The sequence below is a fragment of the Variovorax boronicumulans genome (assembly GCF_029892485.1).
Taxonomy (GTDB): domain Bacteria; phylum Pseudomonadota; class Gammaproteobacteria; order Burkholderiales; family Burkholderiaceae_C; genus Variovorax; species Variovorax boronicumulans_B.
This window is the reverse complement of sequence record NZ_JARXVG010000007.1, coordinates 104,843-124,805: the sequence shown is the minus strand read 5'-3', so window position 1 is coordinate 124,805 and position 19,963 is coordinate 104,843. Positions and strand designations below refer to the sequence as shown.

Genomic DNA, 19,963 nt, shown 5'->3' with positions numbered 1-19,963 from the left:
TCAACGCGAGGCAACGACAACCGGCGCATCGGCCGTGTCCGCTGGCGACGGACTGCGCCCGATCATCCACGCGCACAGCGCCGAGACCGCACCCGCGAACAGCACGTACATGCAGATCTGCCAAGGCTCGCCGCCGCCAGACTTGAGGAGCGCGGTCGCGATGATCGGCGTGATGCCCGAGGCGAAGATGCCCGAGAACTGGTAGACGAAACTGATGCCCGTGTAGCGCACCTTCGCATCGAACAGGTCGCAGAACAGCGCGGCTTCGGGCCCGTACACCGAGGCATACAGAATGCCGAAGGGCACGATGATCGCGAGCCACACCGGCAGCACGTTGCCGCCGCTGTGCGTCATGAGCCAGAAGCCCGGAAACGCCGACACCGCCGTGATCAGCGACCCCCACATGTAGACCTTGGCGCGCCCCACCTTGTCGGAGAGCCGGCCGAAGAAGGGGATGAAGAAGATCATCACGATCGCCGCGGCCATCACGCCCAGCAGCGCTTCGGTGCGGCTGATCTTGATCGTGCTCGTGAGGTAGTTGATCGAGAACACGCCGAAGATGTTGAAGAACACGCCGTCGATGTAGCGCGCGCCCATGCCCTTCAACACATTGCCGGGGTAGCGGCGGATCATGTCCATGAACGGAATGCGCAGCTCGGCGTTGCGTGCCTTCACGGCCGCGAACTCGGGCGTTTCCTGCACGTGCAGGCGGATGTACATGCCCACCAGCACCATCACGCCGGAGATGAGGAACGCGATGCGCCAGCCCCACGCCATGAACTGCGCATCGGTGAGCAGCGACGACAGCAGCGCCACCACGCCCGAAGCCAGGCACAGGCCAATGGCCAGCCCGATCTGCGGCAGCGAGGCATAGAAGCCGCGCTTTTCCTTCGGCGCGTATTCATACGCCATGAGCACCGCGCCGCCCCATTCGCCGCCCAGGCCAATGCCCTGTGCAATGCGCAGCAGCAGGAGCAGCACGGGCGCCGCAATGCCGATCTGCGCATAGGTGGGCACCAGGCCGATCAGGAATGTGGCCACGCCCATGATCATCAGCGTGATGATGAGCATGCTCTTGCGGCCGATCTTGTCGCCGAAGTGGCCGAAGATCACGCCGCCCAGGGGCCGCGTGACGAAGCCCACCGCGAAGGTCGTGTAGGCCAGCAAAACCGACACCACCGGATCGCTGCCCGGAAAGTACAGCTTGCTGAACACGATGCCGGCCACCACGCCGTACAGGAAGAAGTCATACCACTCGATGGTGGCGCCCACCAGGGCGGAGATGACCACCCTGCGAATCGCTTTCTCGTCGGTTGCGCTCATGTGTTTGTCTCCAATGCGTTGTTGTCGGGTGGCCTCTTCGGGCCTTCGGTGCTAGTGCCTGGCGTCCTCTCTGATCAGGTCGACGGCCTTCTCGGCCATCATCACGGCGGGTGCGTTGGTGTTGCCGGACACCAGCGTCGGCATCGCCGAGCAATCGATGACCCTCAGGCCCGCGATGCCGTGCACGCGAAGGCGCGCATCGACGACCGCGAGCGGGTCGCTGCCCATGCGGCAGGTGCCGGTGGGGTGGAAGATGGTGGCGCCGTTGTTGCGGCAGAACTCGAGCAGGTCTCCGTCGCTCGCGGCCGTGGGGCCGGGTTTCACTTCGCGCTTCACGTAGGGGCGCATCGCGGGCGCATCGGCAATGGCGCGCGCGGCCCGCACGCCGGCCACGGTGGTGGCGCGGTCGAGCGCGGTGGCCAGGTAGTTGGGCTGCATCTCGGGCGGCTCGGCCGCATCGAGCGAGCGGATGCGGATGTGCCCGCGCGACTCGGGCCGCAGCTGGCACACCGACATCGTGAAGCCCGAATACGGATGCACCTTGCCGCCGGCCATGTCGGCCGAGAGCGTGGCCACGTGGAACTGGATGTCGGGCGTGGCGGCCACGGGGTTGCCGTGTTCGTCCTTCAGCGCGCGCATGAAGCAGCCGCCCTGGTTGATGCCCACTGCGAGCGGGCCGGTGCGGTGCAGCAGCCACTCCATGCCCATGCCGATCTGCCCGGCCCACGAGTTGAGCTGGTCGTTGGTAGTGATGGGCTTGGTGCACTCGTAGCCAAGGCGGATCTGCAGGTGGTCTTGCAGGTTCTCGCCGACACCGGGCAGTTCGTGCACCACCGGAATGCCGAAGCGATCGAGCAGCGCGCGCGGCCCGATGCCCGAGAGCTGCAGCAGCTGCGGCGACTGGATCGAGCCGGCCGAGAGCAGCACCTCGGCGCGGCAGCGCGCGGTCTTCAACTCGCCGCCTTGCCGGTAGGTGATGCCGACGGCGCGACGGCCTTCGAACACCAGCTTGCTTGTGAGTGCATCCGTCTCGATGCGCAGGTTGGAGCGATGCTTCGCAGGCCTGAGGTAGGCCTTGGCGGTGCTGCAGCGCCAACCCTTGTGCGTGGTCAGCTGGTAGTAGCCAGCGCCTTCCTGAGCGGCGCCGTTGAAGTCTTCGGTGCGCGGCACGCCGGTCTGCTGCGCGCCGTCGATGAAGGCCTCGATGAGCTCGTGCTTCGCCGCGATGTCCGACACCTTCAGCGGTCCGTCGCCGCCGTGGAATGCATCGCCGCCGCGCTGGTTGCCTTCGGACCTGATGAAGTAGGGCAGCACCTCGTCGTAGCTCCAGCCGGCATTGCCGAGCGCGGCCCAGTGGTCGTAGTCCTCGCGCTGGCCGCGGATGTAGATGAGGCCGTTGATCGCGCTCGATCCGCCGAGCGTCTTGCCGCGCGGCCAGTAGATGCGGCGGCCATTCATGTTGGGATCGGGGTCGGTCTCGAAGCGCCAGTTGTAGGTGGAGCTCCACATGGTCTTGCCGTAGCCGATGGGCAAATGGATCCAGAGCGACCTGTCGGGCGGCCCGGCTTCGAGCAGCAGCACGCGCGTGGCGGGGTCTTCGCTCAGCCGGCCCGCCAGCACGCAGCCGGCCGATCCGGCGCCGACGACGATGTAGTCGAACTCTTCATCACGCATGCAGGGCACCCGGGGAGTGGAACAATCGCTTCCGATTCCGCTGCATCCTAGGTTATTGTTTTTTGGAACGCAATGTTCCATTTTTAAGGTTTACCCGCATGCCACGAGCCGCGCGCCCGCCTGACGCAGTCAGTCCTGTCCCTCCTGTTGCCGAAGAGTCGGCCTCCGGTTCGTCCGCCGAGCGCAGCTTGCGGCTGCTGGCGTTGCTGGCCAATGAAGGGCGGGCCTTGACGCTCGCCGAACTGGCGGCGCAGCTCGGGTTGCCCAAGGGCACGGCGCACCGCATCTGCACGCAATTGCTGGCGACGGGTTTCCTGGCGCGCGATGTGGACGAGCGCTCGTTCAGCGTCGGGCCTGCCTTGCGCAAGCTGGCGTTCGATACGCTGAACCACGGCGTGGTGCGGGGGCTGCGGCACGAGGTGCTGTCCGAGCTGGTGCGGCAGGTCGGCGAGACCTGCAACCTCACCACGCTCGACGGTGCGCAGGTGCTGTACCTCGATCGCGTCGAGGCGCAGTGGCCGCTGCGGTTGACGCTCGACGTGGGCTCGCATGTGCCGCTGCATTGCACCGCGAGCGGCAAGCTTTTTCTGGCGCTGATGCCCAAGCATGCGCGCGATGTGTTGATCGACAGCCTGCCGCTGGTGCGCAAGACGGCCAACACGGTCACCAATGCCGAAGCGCTGCGCACCGAGTGCGATCAGATCGCCAGGCGTGGCTACTCGCGCGACCGTGAAGAGTTCATTGCGGGGCTCGTGGCTGTGGCGGTGCCGGTGCGCGATGCGGCTGGCGAAGTGCGCGCTGCGCTGGCGGTGCATGCGCCGACGGCGCGGATGTCGATGGAGGATGCGGTCAAGCGCATCGATGCGTTGAAGGCTGCGGCTGAGAAGATGAGCGGGCTGCTTTGACGCCTTGTCAGGTTTGTTCAGGGCGGGTGCGCGGGCCACCGGGTGCTCCCCTCCGCGAATGTCCTCCGGCCTGCGGCCTCCCCCTTGATTTCGCTGCGGGGAGCACCCGATGCCCCGCGCACTTGGACGCGCTGTCGTTGGGCCTGGGTGATCGCGCGCTACTGCTCGTAGCAGATGTCGAGTCTGATCAAGGCGCCCTGGTCGTCGATGCGGTCGGCGCGGAAGTAGTAGCGGCCGCGATAGCTGTCGAAGTGAATGGGCAGGGGGACGGGATCGCCCCAGCTCGTCAATGCGAAGCCTTGGTCGCGCAGGTATTGCAGCAAGGCGTCGAGGCGCTGCGGATCGGGGTCGACGCGGATGTCGGCGTCTGCGGGGGGTGGGCTTTGCGGGTCTTGCTGCCACCGCACGAAGCTGCCGAACAATGTGAAGGCGTGTCCTTGTGCGCGGAGGGCATCGAGCAGGTCGGCGGTGCCTTGCAGGTCGATGCGCTCGCGCTGTTTGCGGAAGACCAGTGCGTATTCGTGACGCCGGTCGGTGCGGGTATCGGCGTCGGTTTCATCGCTCTCGTGTGGATAGACCAGCACGCGCTCGTCTTCCATGCTGAACAACGAGCCCAGGATGCGCGCAAGGTCGAAGGCCAGTGGCAGCACGCGGTCGCCGAGGCGGATGTTCTCCACCATCGCGATGCAGGCGCCTCCTTCGCGCAGCCCGGCGCGGACGCGGTGGAACACGTTGCGCAGGCCGTCTAGGTGTTGGGCATAGCTCTGGCTGTTATAGAGCTGGGAGGCCGACGGTGCACCGGTCCAGCGGCAACCGAAGTAGGGCACGTTGGTGAGGCACAGGTCGAAGGGTGGGAGCGCGGCGTCGTCGAGTGCATCGCATGAACCGTGCAGGAGCGTGGTGCCGTGCGCAAGTTCGTGGCGTGCCAGCCGCTCGCGGATGAGATCGATGCGACCTGCATCGACTTCGCAGCCCAGGGCCAACCGGTCTTCGAGCCGTGCGGCCAGCAAGGTCGTGCCGAAGCCGGCGAACGGATCGAACACTGTGTCGCCTGGTCGCGAGAACTGGCGCACGAATGGCAGCATCTGTTCGACCCATCCGCAATCGTGCCCGGCCATCGGGTCGTGCGCGCGCAGGTCGTCCGGCAGCCGGTAGCGCGGCGATTCGCGGTCGAGCAGCAGCCAGCTGTGGCTAGGCATGGGTCTGTGCCTGTTCGATGCGCGTGTCGAGCAGCACATCGTGCCCCGGCTCCCAGCCGGCGCAGAGTCGGCCGTCTGCAAAGTAGACGAGCTTGTAGACGTCGCCGGTCGCGTGGCGTTCGTGCATCGCGCCGTAGTCGGCGCTTTCGAAGACGACGGCGAGGCCGCTCGCGGTGCGCAGGCGCAGGTTCCAGAAGTAGTAGCCCTCGGTGAGGCTCTCGAGGGTCCAGTCGCGGGAGACCTCGCGGTCGTCGAGGCAGGCGGCCAGCAGTGCGTCCATCGACACGCGCTCTGCGCGCAGGTAGCGCGCGGTGGCGTTGTCCCGGTAGCCGTCGTCCAGCCGCGAGAACTCGCGGAACACGACGGTGCCGGCGCCGCATTGCCCTGCCCACGAGAGGTACGCCACCACGTCCTGCGGCTGAGCAACGCCGCCGCGCTGGAGGATGCACACGAGGCGCAGCGGAACCGCGTCGGCCAGTTGTCTTGCGGTGCGTTCGAACACGGCCTGGTCGCCCACGGCCACCTCGGGACGGAACCGCATGATGGTTTGATTGGTTGCGCCATCGTGGTGATGGCGGGAAAGCTCCAGCCAACTCAGGCCGAAGGTCTGCAGCGCGCGCCGCAGCACCTCGCCTTGCGGTGCTGCGAAGCCGGCACCGTTGGTGTAGAGCACGCGGTCTTCGACGAGGGGGCCGTGGCTTTCGCTCGCGGCGAGCACTTGGAGCAACCGAAGCATCCAGTCGGCGTCGTCGCTCGTCTCCAGGCCCGAGAGCGACCACGACAGCGGCACGCCGCGCAATGCCTGCAGCGCACGAGAAAGGCCATCGAAGTAATCGGGCGCGGGCCGCAGCCGCGAGGCCGGCGTTCCGCCATCGGCCTTGCGCAGATTCTCCGAACAGAAGCTGCAGCGCGCCGAACAGGGCTTGACCGAGGCATACGGCGTGAAGGTGATGGGCTGCGCAAAGCGCCGCTCGACGCCGCCGAGGGTGTGCGTGTGCCAGCGCGCGGCTTCATGCGGCAGCGGGGTGCGCCGGTTCACCCGGTCCACCGACGCGCGCAGCCGTTCGAAGAGCGGCGAGCCCGCGCTGCGCGGCAGGTCGGCAAGGGCAACTTCGACGGGGATGGCAAGGGGGCGCATGGCAGGGGTTGGAAGGGCGGAAAATCGCCGCACCCGCGACGATACGACAGCGCCGCCGCCGATTGGAATTGCCGCGCAATCTGTTAGAACCGCCCGATGCGCACATCGATCCTCCTCATTCCGTTGCTCTTCGCCGCCCTGGCTGCGAATGCGGACGTGGTGCGCTGCACCGATGCCAACGGCAAGATCTCGTACACCGACGGCAAGTGCCCCTCGGAAACCAGGCAGTCGCGGCAGGTGCCCATCGACGACTCGCCGCCACCGCCGGTACCGATGCCGCCCCCACCGCCCCAGGAATCGCGCCAGCCGGCCTACACGCCGCCGCCGGTGGCTGCGCCGTCGGGTCCGGCGATCATTCCGCGTCACCCGGTGGCCGAGGCGGCGCCGGCCGATCCGCCGGTCTACATCCTGGGGCCGGAGCCTTACTACGACGGGCCGCAGCGGCACGCGCAGCGTCCGCCCCGCGTGCGCGATCCGGGTCCGCCGCCCGGCCAGCGGCCGTGCCAGAACCTCGCCGGCATCAAGCGCGGCAACTGCTGAACGCCGGCAGGGCACCACCGGCCCCCGCATTTCCATTCATGACCCTTCCCGCGCCCGAGCGGCCTCGCCACTGGACCGTCTACTGCGACGGCAGCGCCATGCCCAACCCGGGGCGCATGGGCATCGGCGCGGTCATCACGCAGCCCGACGGCACCCGTCACACGCTCTCGCAAGCCACGCACACCACAGGCTGCAACAACGAAGCCGAGCTGCGGGCGCTGACGCTCGCGCTGCTGGACCTGCGCGCCCGCGGCGCGAGCGCCGTGGTGGTGTACAGCGACAACAGCATCCTGGTCGAGCAGCTCGCCGCCGCCGATGCGAAGCCGATCGCACGCCTGGCCCCGCTGTTCGAGGATGCCCGCGTGCTGCTCGGCACGTTCGAAGAAGCCCGCGTGCAATGGATTCCGCGCCATCGCAACGCCGAGGCCGATGCGCTGGCGCGCGCTGCGCTCGGCGCCGGGCCGAAGCCGCCGCCCAAGCCCTGGAAAAAGCGGCGCTAGAAGGGTGGCGCTGCGAGGTCCTTATCATTCGGGTCGTTCCCGAAAACCCGGATCCCCATGACCGAAGAAACATCCCGCCCGCCCCTTCCCGATCACCTCTCCACCGATGCGCGCAGCCCGCACCACGTGCCGGCCGTCTTCGAGTTCCCCATCGGCATCCGCTTCAACGGCAAGGAGCGGCTCGACGTGGAGGAGTACTGCATCAGCGAAGGCTGGATCAAGGTGCCCGCAGGCAAGGCGGTGGACCGCAAGGGCTACCCGCTGCTGCTCAAGCTCAAGGGCACGGTCGAGGCCTACTACCGCTGAAGCAGCCCCCTCAGCGCCACTGCAGCAGCAGCGGCCACGGCTGGCGGCTCATGTGGCGGTCGATGCACCCCGGCCGGCCGGTCGTGCATCCCTCGGGCAGGTAGCTCGGATCCAGCAGGCGCGTGTCGGGCGCAAAGGCCAGGCGCCTCAAGGTGACCGACTGGATCAGGTTGCCGCCCACGGTCTCGAAGCCCGTGGCATCGACACCCACCACCACATCGCAATGCATGGTCAGTGCCTCGCCGCCGGTGGGGCGCCGGGCCAGCACTTCGCCGATCCTGTCGAAGGTGTCGTACACCGCGCCAGTGCCGCGTGCATGGCAGGCGAGGTCGCCGATGCGCGGCGGCGTGCGCATCAGGTCGCAGGCGCGCATCGCATAGCGTGTCGGCCGGCCCGCGGTTTCGTCGAGGCCCGCCTTCCATGCGGCGCCTGCGTAGTCCGCATGCGCTTCGGAGAACACGAATTCATCCGCGGCCAGCCCGGCCTGCCGCGCGATCCAGCTGATGAAGGCGGCGGACCACGGCGCGTCGACCACCGCAATGCGGCTCAATGCGTTGTCGATGGACTGCGGCTCCGATGAGTCGGTCGCCGCGTCGGCATCTGTGCCGCGCAGGCGCACGCCGGTCGCCTGCCAGTAGCCGAGCACGCGCTGCCATGGCGCGAGGTCCTGTGCGGTGGCGCGGAAGTCTTCGGCCTCCCAGGCGCCGGCAAAGGTGAGGCGGCCTTCGGCATCCATGGCCTGGCCGCCGAAGGCCTGGTGCTCCAGCTGTGCGAAGGTCGCCATCGCAAGTGCGCGAGAGGGCGGCGGGATCTGCGTGGCGGTGTCCAGGCAGTCCGCTGCCGATGCGGCGCCCGATGCCGCCAGCCCAAAAAGAAGAAAAACGCCCACGGCCAGGCGCTTCGAAGTTGAAGAGATGGCGGTGGGCGGATTCATGGCGAAGGAGCATAGCCCGTGGGCCATGCGCCTGTCGCCATGCGCCTTTGCTAATTGCAGTACTGCGCGTCGTTGTCGGTATTGATCGGCGCAGGCGGGTCGGCCAGGAACTGCTGCACGGGGACGATGGTCGCCTGGCAATTCGCGTCGGTGGTCATGTCGAACACATGCCAGATCCGCGTCGACGAGGTCTCGCCGGCCGGCGGGGCGAAGATCGATTGCACGCCGCGGTTGGCCACCTCTATCCGCGCCGGAGAGCCCGTCTGGCCGGGATCGAAGGTATCGGAATAGTTGTGGACGACGAACCGGTAAGTGCGGTTCTTCGCGAGTTTCGCGAACGTGGTGACTTCGGGGCCGAAGCTGAACTGATCGTCCACATCGAGGCCGATGAACGGCGCCTCGGTGAGCGAACCCTTGTGCTCGTAATACACCAGCTCGTCGGCGTTCGCGCCGAAGGTGTACGAATCCAGGTCCAGAGGGCGCGCTCCCCAGGTCAGCTTGACCGACACGGCCGAGCGCGTGAGCGTCAGGCAGGCATCCAGCGTGACGTCTTGGTCACCGACGGTCACCGTGGGCGCGTTGGAGACTTCGGTCGCGGTGCTGGCGATGACGTAGGCCCCGCTCGCGCGCTTCACCGCCACCGAGAACTCGCCGTTCGCATTGGTCAGGGCGGTGGCCAGGCCGGTGTAGGTCTTGCCTTCGCTTGCGACCAGTGCGCCGCCCACCCGCTCGCCGGCCGCGTTCTGCACGCAGCCATTGATGCGCACGGTGTTGTAGATCTGGTCCGCGTTCCAGGTCGTGAAGTGGGTGACGGTGCCTTCGTAGTACTGCAAGGGCGCCGTGCCCTGCAGCGTGGCCGAGCCTTCCTGCACCCAGAGGCCGGTGGTGGTGTTGTAGTGGAAGAGCGGCACGCTCGCCGGCAGCGCATCGGCGCGCGACGAGGGCGCGATGCGCACCGTGGCGTCCGTGCCGGCCGCGAGGTTCAGCGGTGCGCCGTCGGCATCGACGAAGCTGGCATCCAGGGCGCCGAAGCTCTCGATGGATGCGCTGCCGCCGTCCGTTCCCGCGAGGTAGTTGCCGGGCATCACGTTGATGTCGTTCGCGGGTGCGATGGGCGTGACGCGCGCGGTCGCCGGGCCGGTGGGGGCGCTGCCGTCGGCGCGGCGCAGCGAGTTCGCGCGCAGCCGGACCATGGCGGTGGAGCCGGGCACGACGACGTCGTACGCGGCCTGCGGATCGAAGTTCACCGTGACCGCCACCGGCAGCATCGGGATGTTGATGACGGTCGAGGCACCCGAGCCCGACAGCGCGGTGGTGGCGCGGCTCTGCGGCACCATGCCGGCCTTGGTGAAGCTCAGCAGCACCGAGCTGGCGGGCGTGATCTCGCCGAGGCTGTAGCTGCCGTCGTCGGCGGTGACCGTGGAAGACGAACCGGTGCTGACCGTGACCTGCGCGACGCCTTCGCCGTTCAGTGCGTTGGTGACGCGGCCTGTGACCTTGGCCTTCTGCTCTTCGGGGGGCGGAGGCGGAGGTGGTGGCGGCGGCGGGGGAGGGGGCGGAACCTGATACCCGTAGAACGGATTCGATCCGCCGTCGCCTCCTCCGCATGCAACGGCGGCCACGGCGACGAATGTCGCGGCCAGCAGCAATTTGAATTTCATGGTGATTCCCCTCTCTCTTTGGATGAACGATTCTTGAAGCCGTGTCGCAGGCTGAATCGCCAGCCGGCAGGGCCGCCCGATGGTGCGGAGCACGGGCCCGTGCCGCCAGTGCCGAAGGGCACATGTCAAAAGGCACGTGAGAAAAGGCACGTGAGAAAAGGCAGGTGCAGAAGACACGTGCCGAAAGTCACCCCGGATGCGAGCAGCGGCTCGCGAGGGCCCATGAGGGCGGGCCCACGCCGCCGCGCGTCAGGCCAGCAGGCTGAAGAGCGAGCGCAGCACGCTCACGGTGGCCAGCGCGATCAGCAGGTTCAGCACGTGCTTCCTGAACTGCTCGGGCGACACGCCCTTGAACGAGCGCTGCCCCCACCAGATGCCCGCCAGCATCGCCGGCGCGAGCCACAGGGCCCACTTGAGCGTGTCGGGCCCGAGCAGGCTGCCCGACGCATTCGAGGAAGACGGCATGAGCGCAGCAGAGATCAGCGACACCACATCGCTGAACAAGAGCAGCGCAATCAGTGTGGCGCGCAGCACAGCGGGCACCATCTTCGCAGTGCTCAGCAGCACCGCGATGGCGATGCCGCCGATGGCCGCCACGCCATTGATGAAACCCGAGGCCAGCCCCGCCGCGAGCCGCACGCCGCGCGTGGGCACGAGCGTGACGTGCGCGCCGCCGCGCAGCAGCAACGCAGCGGCCATTAGCAGTGCGCCGATCAGAAGGCGCAGCGGTGTCTCGGGCAGCCACGCGAGCAGCGCCACGCCAAGGGGGATGCAGATCAGGTTGCCCACCATCAGCCAACTGAGCCAGGGCATGTCGACATCGCGCGCAATGCCGCGCAGCTGGCTCAGGCTCGCGAGGATCTCGAGCATGAAGATGGCCGGCACCACGAGCGCGGGCGACACCACCAGCGACATGCCCGCCACCGTGATGGCAGAGAAGCCAAAGCCCGCGAAGCCACGCACGATGTCCGCCGCGAACACCACGCAGAGGCTGTAGGCGAGCAACACCGGCGCAATCGGCGGAACCAGCAGTTCGGCCGCCGTCATGCCTCGAAGAGCGGCAGCAGCTTCAGGCGCTGCACCTTGCCCGAAGGCCCGCGCGGCAGGTCGGTGACGAAGCGGTAGTGGCCCGGCGCCTTGTAGCGGCCTAGCGCGGTGGCGCTGAAGGCGCGCAAATCGTCCTCGGTGCAGGTGCGGCCTTCGCGCAGCACGATGCACACGCCGATCTCCTGGCCGTAGTGCTTGTCGGGCACGCCGACCGCGGCGGCTTCGAGCACGGCGGGGTGCTGCAGCAATGCCTCGTCGATCTCGCGCGGCGCGATGTTCTCGCCGCCCTTGATGATCAGCTCCTTGATGCGGCCGGTGACGAAGAAGAAGCCGTCCTCGTCGCGGTGGCCGAGGTCGCCTGTGCGCAGCCATCCGTCGGGCGTGAAGCTCGCTCGCGTGGCTTCTTCGTTCTTGTAGTAGCCGAGCATCACGTTCGGCCCGCGGATCACGAGCTCGCCAGTCGTGCCGTCGGGCACGGCCGCAAGCTGTGCATCGACCACGCCGGCCATGCAGCCCGAGGCGCGGCCGACCGAGCCGAGCTTGCGCGCGGCCGGATCCATCGGGTTGGAGAACGAAGGCGCCGCAGTCTCGGTAAGGCCCATGGTCTCGACGATGCCGATGCCGAACATCTGCTCGAACGCGCGGTGGTGCTCGGGCGGGAGCGCCGCCGAGGCCGAGCGGCAGAAGCGGATCGCCAGCGTCTGCGCGAGCGGCGGCTTAGGGCCTTCGAGCAGGTACGAGATCATGGTCGGCACCACGTTGATCCAGCTGCACTGCGTCCTGGTGGCTTGCTCCCAGAAGCGGCCGGCCGAGAACTTCGGCGGCATCGCGAGGCTGCCGCCGTGCGCGAGCGGCGCGAGCATGGTCATCGCGAAGGCGTTGATGTGATAGAGCGGCAGCACCGCGAGCACGCGGTCCGCGGGCTGCAGTGCATGCTCGGCGCTGATGGCGTGCGCGTTGGCTGCGAGGTTGCGCTGCGAAAGCATCACGCCCTTGGGCATGCCGGTGGTGCCGGAGGTGTACATCAGCAGCGCGACGGCGTCGGGGGCGGGTGGGGCCGTGTCGGGAGCCTCCGCTTCTCCGGGCAAGGACTCGGCTTCCGGATCGACCACCATCACCGTCACGGGCCGGTCGAAGCCTTGCACCATCTCGCGTACGCGCGCCTCCCATTCGGGCGCTACGCAGACCAGGCGGCAATCGGAGTGCGTGAGCACGTAGCGCATCTGCTCCGGCTGCGACAGCAGGTTGACCGGGTTCACGCAGTAGCCCGCGTGCATCGCGCCCAGCAGCAGGCGCAGCGTCTGCAGGCCGTTGGGCATGACCACGGAGATCGTCTCGCCGGGCTTTGCGCCGTGCTGCGCAAGCACGGCAGCCACGCGCCGGCAGCCGCGCGCGAGTTCGCCATAGGTGATGTGGCGATCGCTCTCGGTGGCGCGTGCGTACACCGCGTGTGGCTGGCGCACCGCCTGCCGCTCGACCAGCGCACGCACCGTGGAGGCCGCGGCGCCGCTCATTTCGCGCCGTGCCTGGCGAAGTACGCGCCGAAGATATCTTCCTCGCTCGGCACCTTCTCCGGAATCGGCCGCGACACGCGCGTGATGTTCAGGTAGTGCCGGTAGTTCATGTTGTCGGAAAAATTGTTCTTGCCCCAGGTGCCGCAGCCCATCGAGAGCGAGAAGGGCAGGCCGTTGTCGAAGCTGCCGCCCGTGGCGATGCAGTGCGCCTGGTCGACGATGACACGCGACACCGGCAGCGTGAGGCCGAGGGTGAGCGCGCGTTCGGGCACGGCGCTGTGCAGGCCGACCGAGTGGCCCGCGCCTTCGTAGGCATAGATGCGCTCGACCGTGGCCGCGGCTTCTTCGAAATCGCGCGCGGCGTAGATGGCGAGCACGGGGCTCAGTTTCTCGCCCGAGAACGGATGGTCGTGGCCCACGCCGTCTTCGGCCACCATGAGGATGCGCGGGTCGGTCGCTGCAATGGCGAGCCAGCCTTCGCGGTTGGCGCCGGCTACCTCCGCCGCGCGCTCCGCGATCGTGCGGGCCGATTGGCCGATGACGGCGGCCGAGAGCTTGCCCTCAGGCCACATCAGCGATTGCAGCGTGGCCTTCTGCGTAGCGGCGAGCATCACGGCGCCGCGGTCCTTGAGGGCCGCGAGCATCGATGCGCGCACCGCATCGACGATCACCAGGCTGTTTTCCGACGAGCAGCTGGTCGCGTTGTCGAAGGTCTTGGAGCGCACGATACGCTCGGCCGCCGCGTTCACGTCGGCCGTTTCATCGACGATGCCCGCCACATTGCCCGCGCCCACGCCGAAGGCCGGCGTGCCGCTCGCATAGGCGGCACGCACGTTGGCCTGCGAGCCGGTCGCCACCACGAGGTCGCACAGGCGCATCAGCTCGGCCGTCGCCTGCTTGTTGATGGGCATCGGCAGCAGCTGCACCAGGTCGCGCGGTGCGCCGATGCGGTCGAACTCCGCATGGATGAACCCGATGAGCCGCGCCGCCGTCGACCAGCCCTTGGGCGAGGGCGCGACGATGACCGCGTTGCGCCCCTTGAGCGCATTGATGATCTTGTTGGCCGGCGTCGCGCCCGGGTTGGTCGAGGGCGTGACCGCGCAGACCACACCCACGGGCCGCGCAATCTCGACGATGCCGCGTGCCGGGTCTTCGCCGATCACGCCGACCGAGCGCGCACCGTGCAGGTCGCGCAGCAGGCCGAAGGTCTTGCGATGGTTCTTGCGGACCTTGTCCTCGACGTTGCCCACGCCGGTGTCGGCCACGGCCAGCTCGGCCAGCTCGCGGTTGCGCGCCGGCTCGATGATGGCCCAGCCGGCCGCGACCACGGCGGTGTCGACCTGTTCCTGCGACCAGGTTTCGTAGATGCGCTGCGCGGCGCGGGCGCGCGCCACGAGCTCGGCGATGGGGGAAGAGGGGGTTGAATGTTCCATGGATCTGTCCGTGTCGATCAATCGACCTTGATGTTGGCTTCCTTGGCCAGCTTTTGCCAGCGCACGAGTTCGGTCGTCACGACCTTGCCCAGTTGTTCAGGCGTGCCGCCGACGCCTTCGCTGCCCTGCGCCAGCAGCTTCTCGCGAATCTCGGGCTCCTTCACCACCGTGTTGATCACGCGGTTGAGCCTGTCGATGACGAGCTGCGGCGTTTTCGCGGGCACGAACACGGCGTACCACGAGTCGACATCGAAGTCGGGAATGCCCGCCTCCTGCATCGTCGGCACGTCGGGGAAGGCCGCGCTGCGCTTGGTGGTCGAGACCGCGAGCGCCTTGAGCTTGCCGGCCTTGACGAACTGTGCGGCCGCGGGAATCGACACCCACAGCAGCGGCACCTGCCCACCCATCACGTCGGTCACGGCCGGGCCGCCGCCGCGGTAGGGGATGTGCGTCATCTGCGTGCCGGTGCGCAGCTTGAGCAGCTCGCCCGCCAAGTGCCCGGGCGAGCCGTTGCCTACCGAGGCAAAGGAGACGCTGTCGGGCTTCGCCTTGGCCAGCGCGACGAGTTCGGCCACGGTGTTCGGCGCGAACTGGTTGTTGGCCACCAGGATCTGCGGCAGCGAAGCGACCAGGCCGACCGGCGCGAAGTCTTTCGCGGTGTCGAAGCTCAGCTTGGTGTAGATGGCCGGATTGATGGTGTGCGAGGAGAGCGTAAACAGCACCGTGTAGCCGTCGGGCGCCGACTTGGCCACGACCTCGGTGCCGATGGAGCCGGCCGCGCCGCCGCGGTTGTCGATGAGCACCTGCTGGCCCAGCAGGGTGGAGAAGCGCTCCTGCACGATGCGCGCGATCACGTCGGTGCCGCCGCCGGGCGGGTAGGGTACGACGAGGCGGATCGGCTTGTTCGGGTAGTCGCTGCCGTTCTGCGCCTGCGCGGCGAAGGGCGCCGCAAGCGTTGCGAGCGTTGAGATGGCCAGCAGCCCGGCGCGCAGCCAGGGGGCGAGGAACAGGGTCATTCGAGTCTCCTTCTCTTTGTGGTGGATGTCGGCAGCGGTGTCGCGGGCGCCGGGCTTGCCCGGTAGCCCAGCGTCACGCTCGCGTCGCGTGCGCAGGCCATGAGGCGATCGGCCAGGCCACGCGCCTGGGTCCGCGTGAAGCGGATCGAGGGCACGCTCATGCCGACTGCCGCGACCGCCTGGCCGCGTGCATCGAACACCGGCACGCCGAGGCCGCAGACGCCCAGGCGCCATTCCTCGCGGTTCTCTGCGTAGCCGCGGGCGCGTGTGCGTTCCAGTTCGAGGAGGAGGGCATCGAAATCGGTGATGCTGCTTTTGGTGTGCGCGACCAGCGTGCCGAGGCGCTTGTGCAGCGCGGGCACGTCGGTCGCGGCAGCTGCGAGCAGCGCCTTGCCCGAGGCCACGCAATAGGCCGCCGCGCGGCCGCCGATGCGGGAGTAGGCGGCGACCGGCAAGGGGCTGTCGAACTTGTCGAGGTAGACGATCTCGGCGCCGTCGAGCACTGCAAGGTGAATGGTCTCGCCCGTCTGTTGCGCCAGCAGGGCCAGGTGCGGCCGCAGCAGCGAGCCGATGTCGGTGGCTTCGGAGACCAGCGTGCCCAGTTCGAAGAGGCGCAGGCTCGGCCGGTAGGCGCTGGTGTTGGGGTCTTGCACGGCCCAGCCGCATTCCACCAGCGTCTGCAGCGTGCGGTGGGCATTGCTGCGCGCCATGCCGAAGGCCTGGGCCAGATCGGTGACGCGGCAGTCGCGTTGTTGCCGCGTCATCCATTCGATGGCGGCCAGGCCCTTGGCTAGCGTGGAATCCATGAGATCTTTTGTTGTGTTCTAAATATCGGAACAACGTTCTCGGATGTGAAACGCAATGTACGGAGGGGTGGGTTGGTTTGTCAATCTTTTCGGGGCAGGTGCGCAGGCCGCCGGGTACTCCCCTCCGCGAATGTCCCCCGGCTTCGCCTCCTCCTTGATTTCGCTGCGGGGAGTACCCGACGCCCTGCGCACTTGGACGCGCTGTTGGTGTATGGCCGATCAACTACCGCTCTGAAAACGAGCACGCCGATGGGGTGCCTTGCGCAGCGAAATCAAGGGGGAGCCCGAAGGGCGGAGGACATTCGCGGAGCAAGGCACCCCGTCGGCGTGATCGCCGCCCCGAACAGCAGCCCTCACCGCCGATGGCGCCCAGCCATCAGCTCGACCACCTCGCGAAAAATCGTGTTGCCCGTGGAGGTGGACAAGCCGAGCACGTGGCTGCGGCTGTAGTACGGGCTCAGGTCGAGCCCGACGCCGATGCCGGCGATCTCGATGTCGCCGCGCTGCTCCTGGCGTGCGACCACGTCGCGCAGGTGGTGGTCCAGGTAGTGCGCGTCGTTCGCGAGGTGGGTGGCGCTGTCCATCGGCGAGCCATCGGAAATCACGAGCAGCAGCTTGCGCGCCTCGGGACGCTGGCGCAGCCGAAGGCAGGCCCAGTCGATCGCTTCGCCGTCGATGCCTTCGCGGAACAGGTCGGCCTTCAGCAGCGACGCCATCGCGGGGCGCGCGCGGCGCCATGGCGTGGCCGCGGCCTTGAAGACGATGTGGCTGCGCTCGTTGAGGCGGCCCGGGTGGAGCGGCTTGCCCGCGCGCACCCACTCGCGCTGCGGTCGCCCACCGGTCCAGGCGCCGGTGGTGAAGCCGAGCACCTCGCTGGTCACGCCGGCCTGTTCGAGCGCGCGCGCGAACACGTCGGCCATCATCGTGACCGACTCGGCGTGCTCCTTCATCGAGCCCGAGCAGTCGATGAGAAAGCTCACCATGCAGTCGGCCACGGGCTCCATGCGCTCGGTGCGGAACAGGCGGCGCTCGGTCGGCGAGGCCACGAGCTGCGCGAGGCGGCGGCCGTCGATGAGGCCTTCCTCCTGCCCGCCGTCCCAGCCGTCGCGCGCGGGGTCGGCCAGCAGGGCGCGCAGCTCGCGGGCGAGGCGGGCGATGTTCACGCCCTGTGCCGCGATGCGGCGGTCGAGTTTTTCGCGATGGCCGGCGAGCACTTCCTTGCGCGCGAGCGTGGCGGCGTCGTGCTCGCGGTCGTAGGCGGTGGTGAAGACGCGGTAGGTGCCGCCTGCGCCTTCGAGCACGGCGCTGCGGCCCGACTCGGCGGTGGTGAAGCGCTCGATGATCTCGCGGTCCATGTCGGCGACGAGCATGAACACGCTGCGCTTGTCGTCCACGTGCGGGTCGCGCGCGTCGCTGCCTTCTTCGCCGGCCTCGTGCAGCATCGCGGCAACGGTGCGGGCGATGGCGAGGGCGTGCACGGCATAGGCCGACTGGTCCGCACGGTCGCGGCGCAGGCCCGCAAGGGCGTGGCCGATGAGCGGGGCGAGGTGGAAGCGCGTGGCTTCGAGCATGTCCTCGGTTTCTTCCACCACCTGCTGGCCGCTGACGCGGGCGCGGCAGATCTGCGCGACGGCATAGAGCAGCAGGCCGCGCGCAGTGTCGGTCAGACCCGAATGATGGAAGGCCAGCGACCACTGTTCGTGGCGGTGCCGCAGGTTGTGGCGCATCCCTGCCATGACCGCGGGCGCGAGCGCTTCGACGCGGAACTGCTCGAGCATTTCGAACAGCATGCGTTCGACGGGCTCTTCGGGGCGAAGGCTTTCATGCAATGCCGCATCGGACGCGGTGAGCCGCAACGCGAGTCCGTCGGCCACGCCGCGGAACGAGGCGAAATCGTCGGTGTCTGCCGAGGGATGCAGGTGCGGCGAGAACCACGGCAGCGCCACGCGCCCACGGTGCAGGCGCTTGCCGCGAAAGTGCAGGTCGCGCTCGCCGCTGAAGGCCCGCACCACGCCTGCGCAGAGTTCGGCGACCTGCTCCTCCTGCCGCACGCGGCGCTGCATCGCGCTGGCGGAGGCAGGCGCGTCGGTCATTCGTGCGAGCCCGACGACAGCTGGTGCGACTCCTTCAATTCCTGGTCGAAGCAGCGCTGGAAGTATTCCGCCACCAAGGGCCGCTCGGCGTCGTCGCACTTGTTGACGAAGGAGAGGCGAAACGCCAGCGCCGGGTCCTTGAAGATCTCGAGGTTCTCGGCCCAGGTGATGACGGTGCGCGGTGACATCAGCGTCGAGAGGTCGCCCGCCGCGAATCCCTTGCGCGTGAGGTCGGCCACGGCCACCATCGATGCGACGAGCTTGCGGCCCGCATCGTCGGCCAGCGACGGCACGCGCGCCTGCACGATCGCGATCTCTTCATCGGCCGGCAGGTAGTTGAGCGAGGCGACGATGTTCCATCGGTCGATCTGCGCATGGTTGAGCCGCTGCGCGCCGTGGTACAGGCCATTGAGGTTGCCCAGGCCCACCGTGTTGGCGGTGGCGAACAGGCGAAAGAACGGGTGCGGCCGCAGCACCTTGTTCTGGTCCATCAGCGTGAACTTGCCGTCGCGCTCCAGGATGCGTTGGATGACGAACATCACGTCGGGCCGGCCCGCGTCGTACTCGTCGAAGATCAATGCCACGGGCCGTTGCAGCGACCAGGGCACGATGCCTTCCTGGAACTCGGTGACCTGTTTTCCTTCGCGCAGCACCACCGCGTCCTTGCCCACGAGGTCGAGCCGGCTGATGTGGCCGTCGAGGTTAAGGCGCACGCAGGGCCAGTTCAGGCGCGCGGCCACCTGCTCGATGTGGGTCGACTTGCCGGTGCCGTGCAGGCCCTGCACCATCACGCGGCGGTCGCGCGTGAAGCCCGCAAGGATCGCGAGCGTCACGTCGGGGTTGAAGCGGTAGACCGCATCGACCTCGGGCACGTGGTCGTCGCGTTCGGTGAAGGCGGGCACCTGCAGGTCGGTGTCGATGCCGAACACCTCGCGCACGCTGAGCATCCGGTCGGGTCGCAGGTCTGCGGTATCGGTCACGGTGGGGCTTTCGAAAAAGAACTGAGGGATCAGGCCGTCGCGCGGTCGCTGCCCGCGTCGGTGTCGATGCGGCTCAACGCGAGTGCGGCGCGTTGCAGCGCGGGCAGCAGCGTCTTCGCCTTCGCTGCATCGAGCCGCATGATCGGCGCCTGCACCGCGATGCAGAGGTTCGATGGCGCCTCGTCGCCCGAAGGCACCAGCGCGGCGATGCACAGAAGGCCGGGCAGGAACTCTTCGTTGTCGATCGCGAAGCCGTCCTTGCGCACGCGCTGCACTTCCTTTTCGAGGGCTTCGGGGTCGGTCAGCGTCTTGGGCGTGTATGGCTCCAGCGGCGCGTTGGAGAGCAGCCGGCGCCGCTGCGCTGCGCTCATCTGCGACAGAAAGATCTTGCCGCTGGCCGAGCAATGCACCGGCACGCGCGAACCCGGATGCAGGTAGAAGCGCAGCGGCGCGGCGGTCTCCACGCGGTCGAGGTACACGACCTCGCTGCCCGACAGCGAGGTGAGGTTGCAGCTCTCGCCGATTTCTTCCACCAGTTGACGCAGCACCGTATGGCGCGCACCGTGCAGGCTGTCGTTGAAGAGCAGGTTCTCCGACAGCCGCCGCAGCCGCGTGCCGATGCCGTAGTGGCGCCCGTCGCCTTCGCGTTGCAGCAGCCCCGCGCCTTCGAGCTGCTGCAGCATGCGGTGCAGGGTGGGCTTGGGCAGGCCGGTTTCCTCGACCAGGCCCTGCAGGGAGTAGCGCTTGTCCTTGGCGGCCATGATTTCGAGCAGGCCGAAGAGGCGCATGGTGGGCGTGTCGCTCGCTGGTTCGGCGGCTTCAGGCGTGAGGCCTTTGACGATCTTCATGCGGCGGATCATAGTTGTTTTACAAAAAACAAGACAAGACGTACCG

Annotated in this window: 18 protein-coding genes; 4 read left to right on the top strand and 14 right to left on the bottom strand. The window is 68.1% G+C overall.

What is annotated here, in order from left to right; translation table 11 throughout:
- Together M2282_RS18010 and M2282_RS18005 are read right to left on the bottom strand one after the other, a co-directional pair.
- Entirely contained in the window at positions 1–1,323 is a 1,323-nt protein-coding gene (locus tag M2282_RS18010) for an MFS transporter (protein WP_280810148.1), read from the bottom strand.
- 51 nt (positions 1,324–1,374) lie between these two features.
- The gene (locus M2282_RS18005; protein WP_280810147.1) at positions 1,375–2,997 is read right to left on the bottom strand and encodes a GMC family oxidoreductase; all 1,623 of its coding nucleotides are present in this window, start codon (positions 2,995–2,997) and stop codon (positions 1,375–1,377) included.
- A 98-nt stretch (positions 2,998–3,095) separates the two neighbouring features.
- Between M2282_RS18005 and M2282_RS18000 the strand changes: the two genes are divergently transcribed.
- On the top strand, positions 3,096–3,902 hold the full coding sequence (locus M2282_RS18000; protein WP_280810146.1) for an IclR family transcriptional regulator: 807 nt from the start codon (positions 3,096–3,098) through the stop codon (positions 3,900–3,902).
- 158 nt (positions 3,903–4,060) lie between these two features.
- On the opposite strand, the gene M2282_RS17995 is transcribed toward M2282_RS18000, so the two are convergent.
- Positions 4,061–5,101 (bottom strand): DNA methyltransferase, encoded by a 1,041-nt coding sequence (locus M2282_RS17995; protein ID WP_280810145.1) that lies wholly within the window; start codon positions 5,099–5,101, stop codon positions 4,061–4,063.
- Entirely contained in the window at positions 5,094–6,239 is a 1,146-nt protein-coding gene (locus M2282_RS17990) for a hypothetical protein (protein ID WP_280810144.1), read from the bottom strand. The genes M2282_RS17995 and M2282_RS17990 overlap by 8 nt, the downstream gene beginning before the upstream one ends.
- 96 nt (positions 6,240–6,335) lie before the next feature.
- On the opposite strand from M2282_RS17990, the gene M2282_RS17985 reads away from it, so the two are divergent.
- The 3 genes from M2282_RS17985 to M2282_RS17975 are packed head-to-tail and all read left to right on the top strand — an operon-like array spanning position 6,336 to position 7,585.
- Positions 6,336–6,779, top strand: a complete 444-nt coding sequence (locus tag M2282_RS17985) for a DUF4124 domain-containing protein (RefSeq protein ID WP_280810143.1) — start codon at positions 6,336–6,338, stop codon at positions 6,777–6,779.
- Between the two features lie 38 nt (positions 6,780–6,817).
- Entirely contained in the window at positions 6,818–7,279 is a 462-nt protein-coding gene (locus M2282_RS17980) for a ribonuclease HI family protein (RefSeq protein WP_280810142.1), read from the top strand.
- 57 nt (positions 7,280–7,336) lie between these two features.
- Positions 7,337–7,585 (top strand): DUF3297 family protein, encoded by a 249-nt coding sequence (locus M2282_RS17975; protein WP_280810141.1) that lies wholly within the window; start codon positions 7,337–7,339, stop codon positions 7,583–7,585.
- 10 nt (positions 7,586–7,595) lie between these two features.
- Here the strand turns inward: M2282_RS17975 and M2282_RS17970 are convergent, their stop codons facing one another.
- The 10 genes from M2282_RS17970 to M2282_RS17925 form a co-directional block, all read right to left on the bottom strand.
- A complete protein-coding gene (locus tag M2282_RS17970) occupies positions 7,596–8,519 on the bottom strand; it encodes a DUF2272 domain-containing protein (RefSeq protein ID WP_280810140.1) in 924 nt (307 codons plus the stop codon).
- Between the two features lie 50 nt (positions 8,520–8,569).
- Positions 8,570–10,180, bottom strand: coding sequence for a carboxypeptidase-like regulatory domain-containing protein (locus tag M2282_RS17965; protein ID WP_280810139.1), 1,611 nt, complete (start codon positions 10,178–10,180; stop codon positions 8,570–8,572).
- 249 nt (positions 10,181–10,429) lie between these two features.
- A complete protein-coding gene (locus tag M2282_RS17960) occupies positions 10,430–11,227 on the bottom strand; it encodes a sulfite exporter TauE/SafE family protein (protein ID WP_280810138.1) in 798 nt (265 codons plus the stop codon).
- Positions 11,224–12,741, bottom strand: a complete 1,518-nt coding sequence (locus tag M2282_RS17955; RefSeq protein WP_280810137.1) for an AMP-binding protein — start codon at positions 12,739–12,741, stop codon at positions 11,224–11,226. Before M2282_RS17955 ends, M2282_RS17960 begins: the two co-directional genes overlap by 4 nt.
- Positions 12,738–14,174 (bottom strand): acylating sulfoacetaldehyde dehydrogenase, encoded by a 1,437-nt coding sequence (sauS, locus tag M2282_RS17950; RefSeq protein ID WP_280810136.1) that lies wholly within the window; start codon positions 14,172–14,174, stop codon positions 12,738–12,740. The genes M2282_RS17955 and sauS overlap by 4 nt, the downstream gene beginning before the upstream one ends.
- A gap of 17 nt (positions 14,175–14,191) precedes the next feature.
- Complete coding sequence (locus M2282_RS17945) at positions 14,192–15,190, bottom strand: tripartite tricarboxylate transporter substrate binding protein (protein ID WP_280810135.1); 999 nt, start codon at positions 15,188–15,190, stop codon at positions 14,192–14,194.
- Positions 15,187–15,996, bottom strand: coding sequence for an IclR family transcriptional regulator (locus M2282_RS17940; protein ID WP_280810134.1), 810 nt, complete (start codon positions 15,994–15,996; stop codon positions 15,187–15,189). Before M2282_RS17940 ends, M2282_RS17945 begins: the two co-directional genes overlap by 4 nt.
- A gap of 353 nt (positions 15,997–16,349) precedes the next feature.
- On the bottom strand, positions 16,350–18,089 hold the full coding sequence (locus M2282_RS17935; RefSeq protein WP_280810133.1) for a cobaltochelatase CobT-related protein: 1,740 nt from the start codon (positions 18,087–18,089) through the stop codon (positions 16,350–16,352).
- Positions 18,086–19,069 carry an AAA family ATPase gene (locus M2282_RS17930; protein ID WP_280810132.1) on the bottom strand — a complete coding sequence of 328 codons (984 nt, stop codon included), beginning with the start codon at positions 19,067–19,069 and terminating at the stop codon, positions 18,086–18,088. Before M2282_RS17930 ends, M2282_RS17935 begins: the two co-directional genes overlap by 4 nt.
- A gap of 29 nt (positions 19,070–19,098) precedes the next feature.
- Positions 19,099–19,929 (bottom strand): IclR family transcriptional regulator, encoded by an 831-nt coding sequence (locus M2282_RS17925; RefSeq protein ID WP_280810131.1) that lies wholly within the window; start codon positions 19,927–19,929, stop codon positions 19,099–19,101.
- Positions 19,930–19,963 lie beyond the last annotated feature (34 nt).

Excerpts from the sequence above, each read along its gene's own strand:
- M2282_RS17970 (WP_280810140.1), bottom strand. The coding sequence starts at position 8,519 with ATGAATCCGCCCACCGCCATCTCTTCAACTTCGAAGCGCCTGGCCGTG.
- M2282_RS17935 (WP_280810133.1), bottom strand. The coding sequence starts at position 18,089 with ATGACCGACGCGCCTGCCTCCGCCAGCGCGATGCAGCGCCGCGTGCGG.
- M2282_RS17925 (WP_280810131.1), bottom strand. The coding sequence starts at position 19,929 with ATGATCCGCCGCATGAAGATCGTCAAAGGCCTCACGCCTGAAGCCGCC.
- M2282_RS18000 (WP_280810146.1), top strand. The coding sequence starts at position 3,096 with ATGCCACGAGCCGCGCGCCCGCCTGACGCAGTCAGTCCTGTCCCTCCT.
- M2282_RS17960 (WP_280810138.1), bottom strand. The coding sequence starts at position 11,227 with ATGACGGCGGCCGAACTGCTGGTTCCGCCGATTGCGCCGGTGTTGCTC.
- M2282_RS18005 (WP_280810147.1), bottom strand. The coding sequence starts at position 2,997 with ATGCGTGATGAAGAGTTCGACTACATCGTCGTCGGCGCCGGATCGGCC.
- M2282_RS17975 (WP_280810141.1), top strand. The coding sequence starts at position 7,337 with ATGACCGAAGAAACATCCCGCCCGCCCCTTCCCGATCACCTCTCCACC.
- M2282_RS17965 (WP_280810139.1), bottom strand. The coding sequence starts at position 10,180 with ATGAAATTCAAATTGCTGCTGGCCGCGACATTCGTCGCCGTGGCCGCC.
- M2282_RS17990 (WP_280810144.1), bottom strand. The coding sequence starts at position 6,239 with ATGCGCCCCCTTGCCATCCCCGTCGAAGTTGCCCTTGCCGACCTGCCG.
- sauS (WP_280810136.1), bottom strand. The coding sequence starts at position 14,174 with ATGGAACATTCAACCCCCTCTTCCCCCATCGCCGAGCTCGTGGCGCGC.
- M2282_RS17945 (WP_280810135.1), bottom strand. The coding sequence starts at position 15,190 with ATGACCCTGTTCCTCGCCCCCTGGCTGCGCGCCGGGCTGCTGGCCATC.
- M2282_RS18010 (WP_280810148.1), bottom strand. The coding sequence starts at position 1,323 with ATGAGCGCAACCGACGAGAAAGCGATTCGCAGGGTGGTCATCTCCGCC.
- M2282_RS17940 (WP_280810134.1), bottom strand. The coding sequence starts at position 15,996 with ATGGATTCCACGCTAGCCAAGGGCCTGGCCGCCATCGAATGGATGACG.
- M2282_RS17995 (WP_280810145.1), bottom strand. The coding sequence starts at position 5,101 with ATGCCTAGCCACAGCTGGCTGCTGCTCGACCGCGAATCGCCGCGCTAC.
- M2282_RS17985 (WP_280810143.1), top strand. The coding sequence starts at position 6,336 with ATGCGCACATCGATCCTCCTCATTCCGTTGCTCTTCGCCGCCCTGGCT.
- M2282_RS17955 (WP_280810137.1), bottom strand. The coding sequence starts at position 12,741 with ATGAGCGGCGCCGCGGCCTCCACGGTGCGTGCGCTGGTCGAGCGGCAG.
- M2282_RS17980 (WP_280810142.1), top strand. The coding sequence starts at position 6,818 with ATGACCCTTCCCGCGCCCGAGCGGCCTCGCCACTGGACCGTCTACTGC.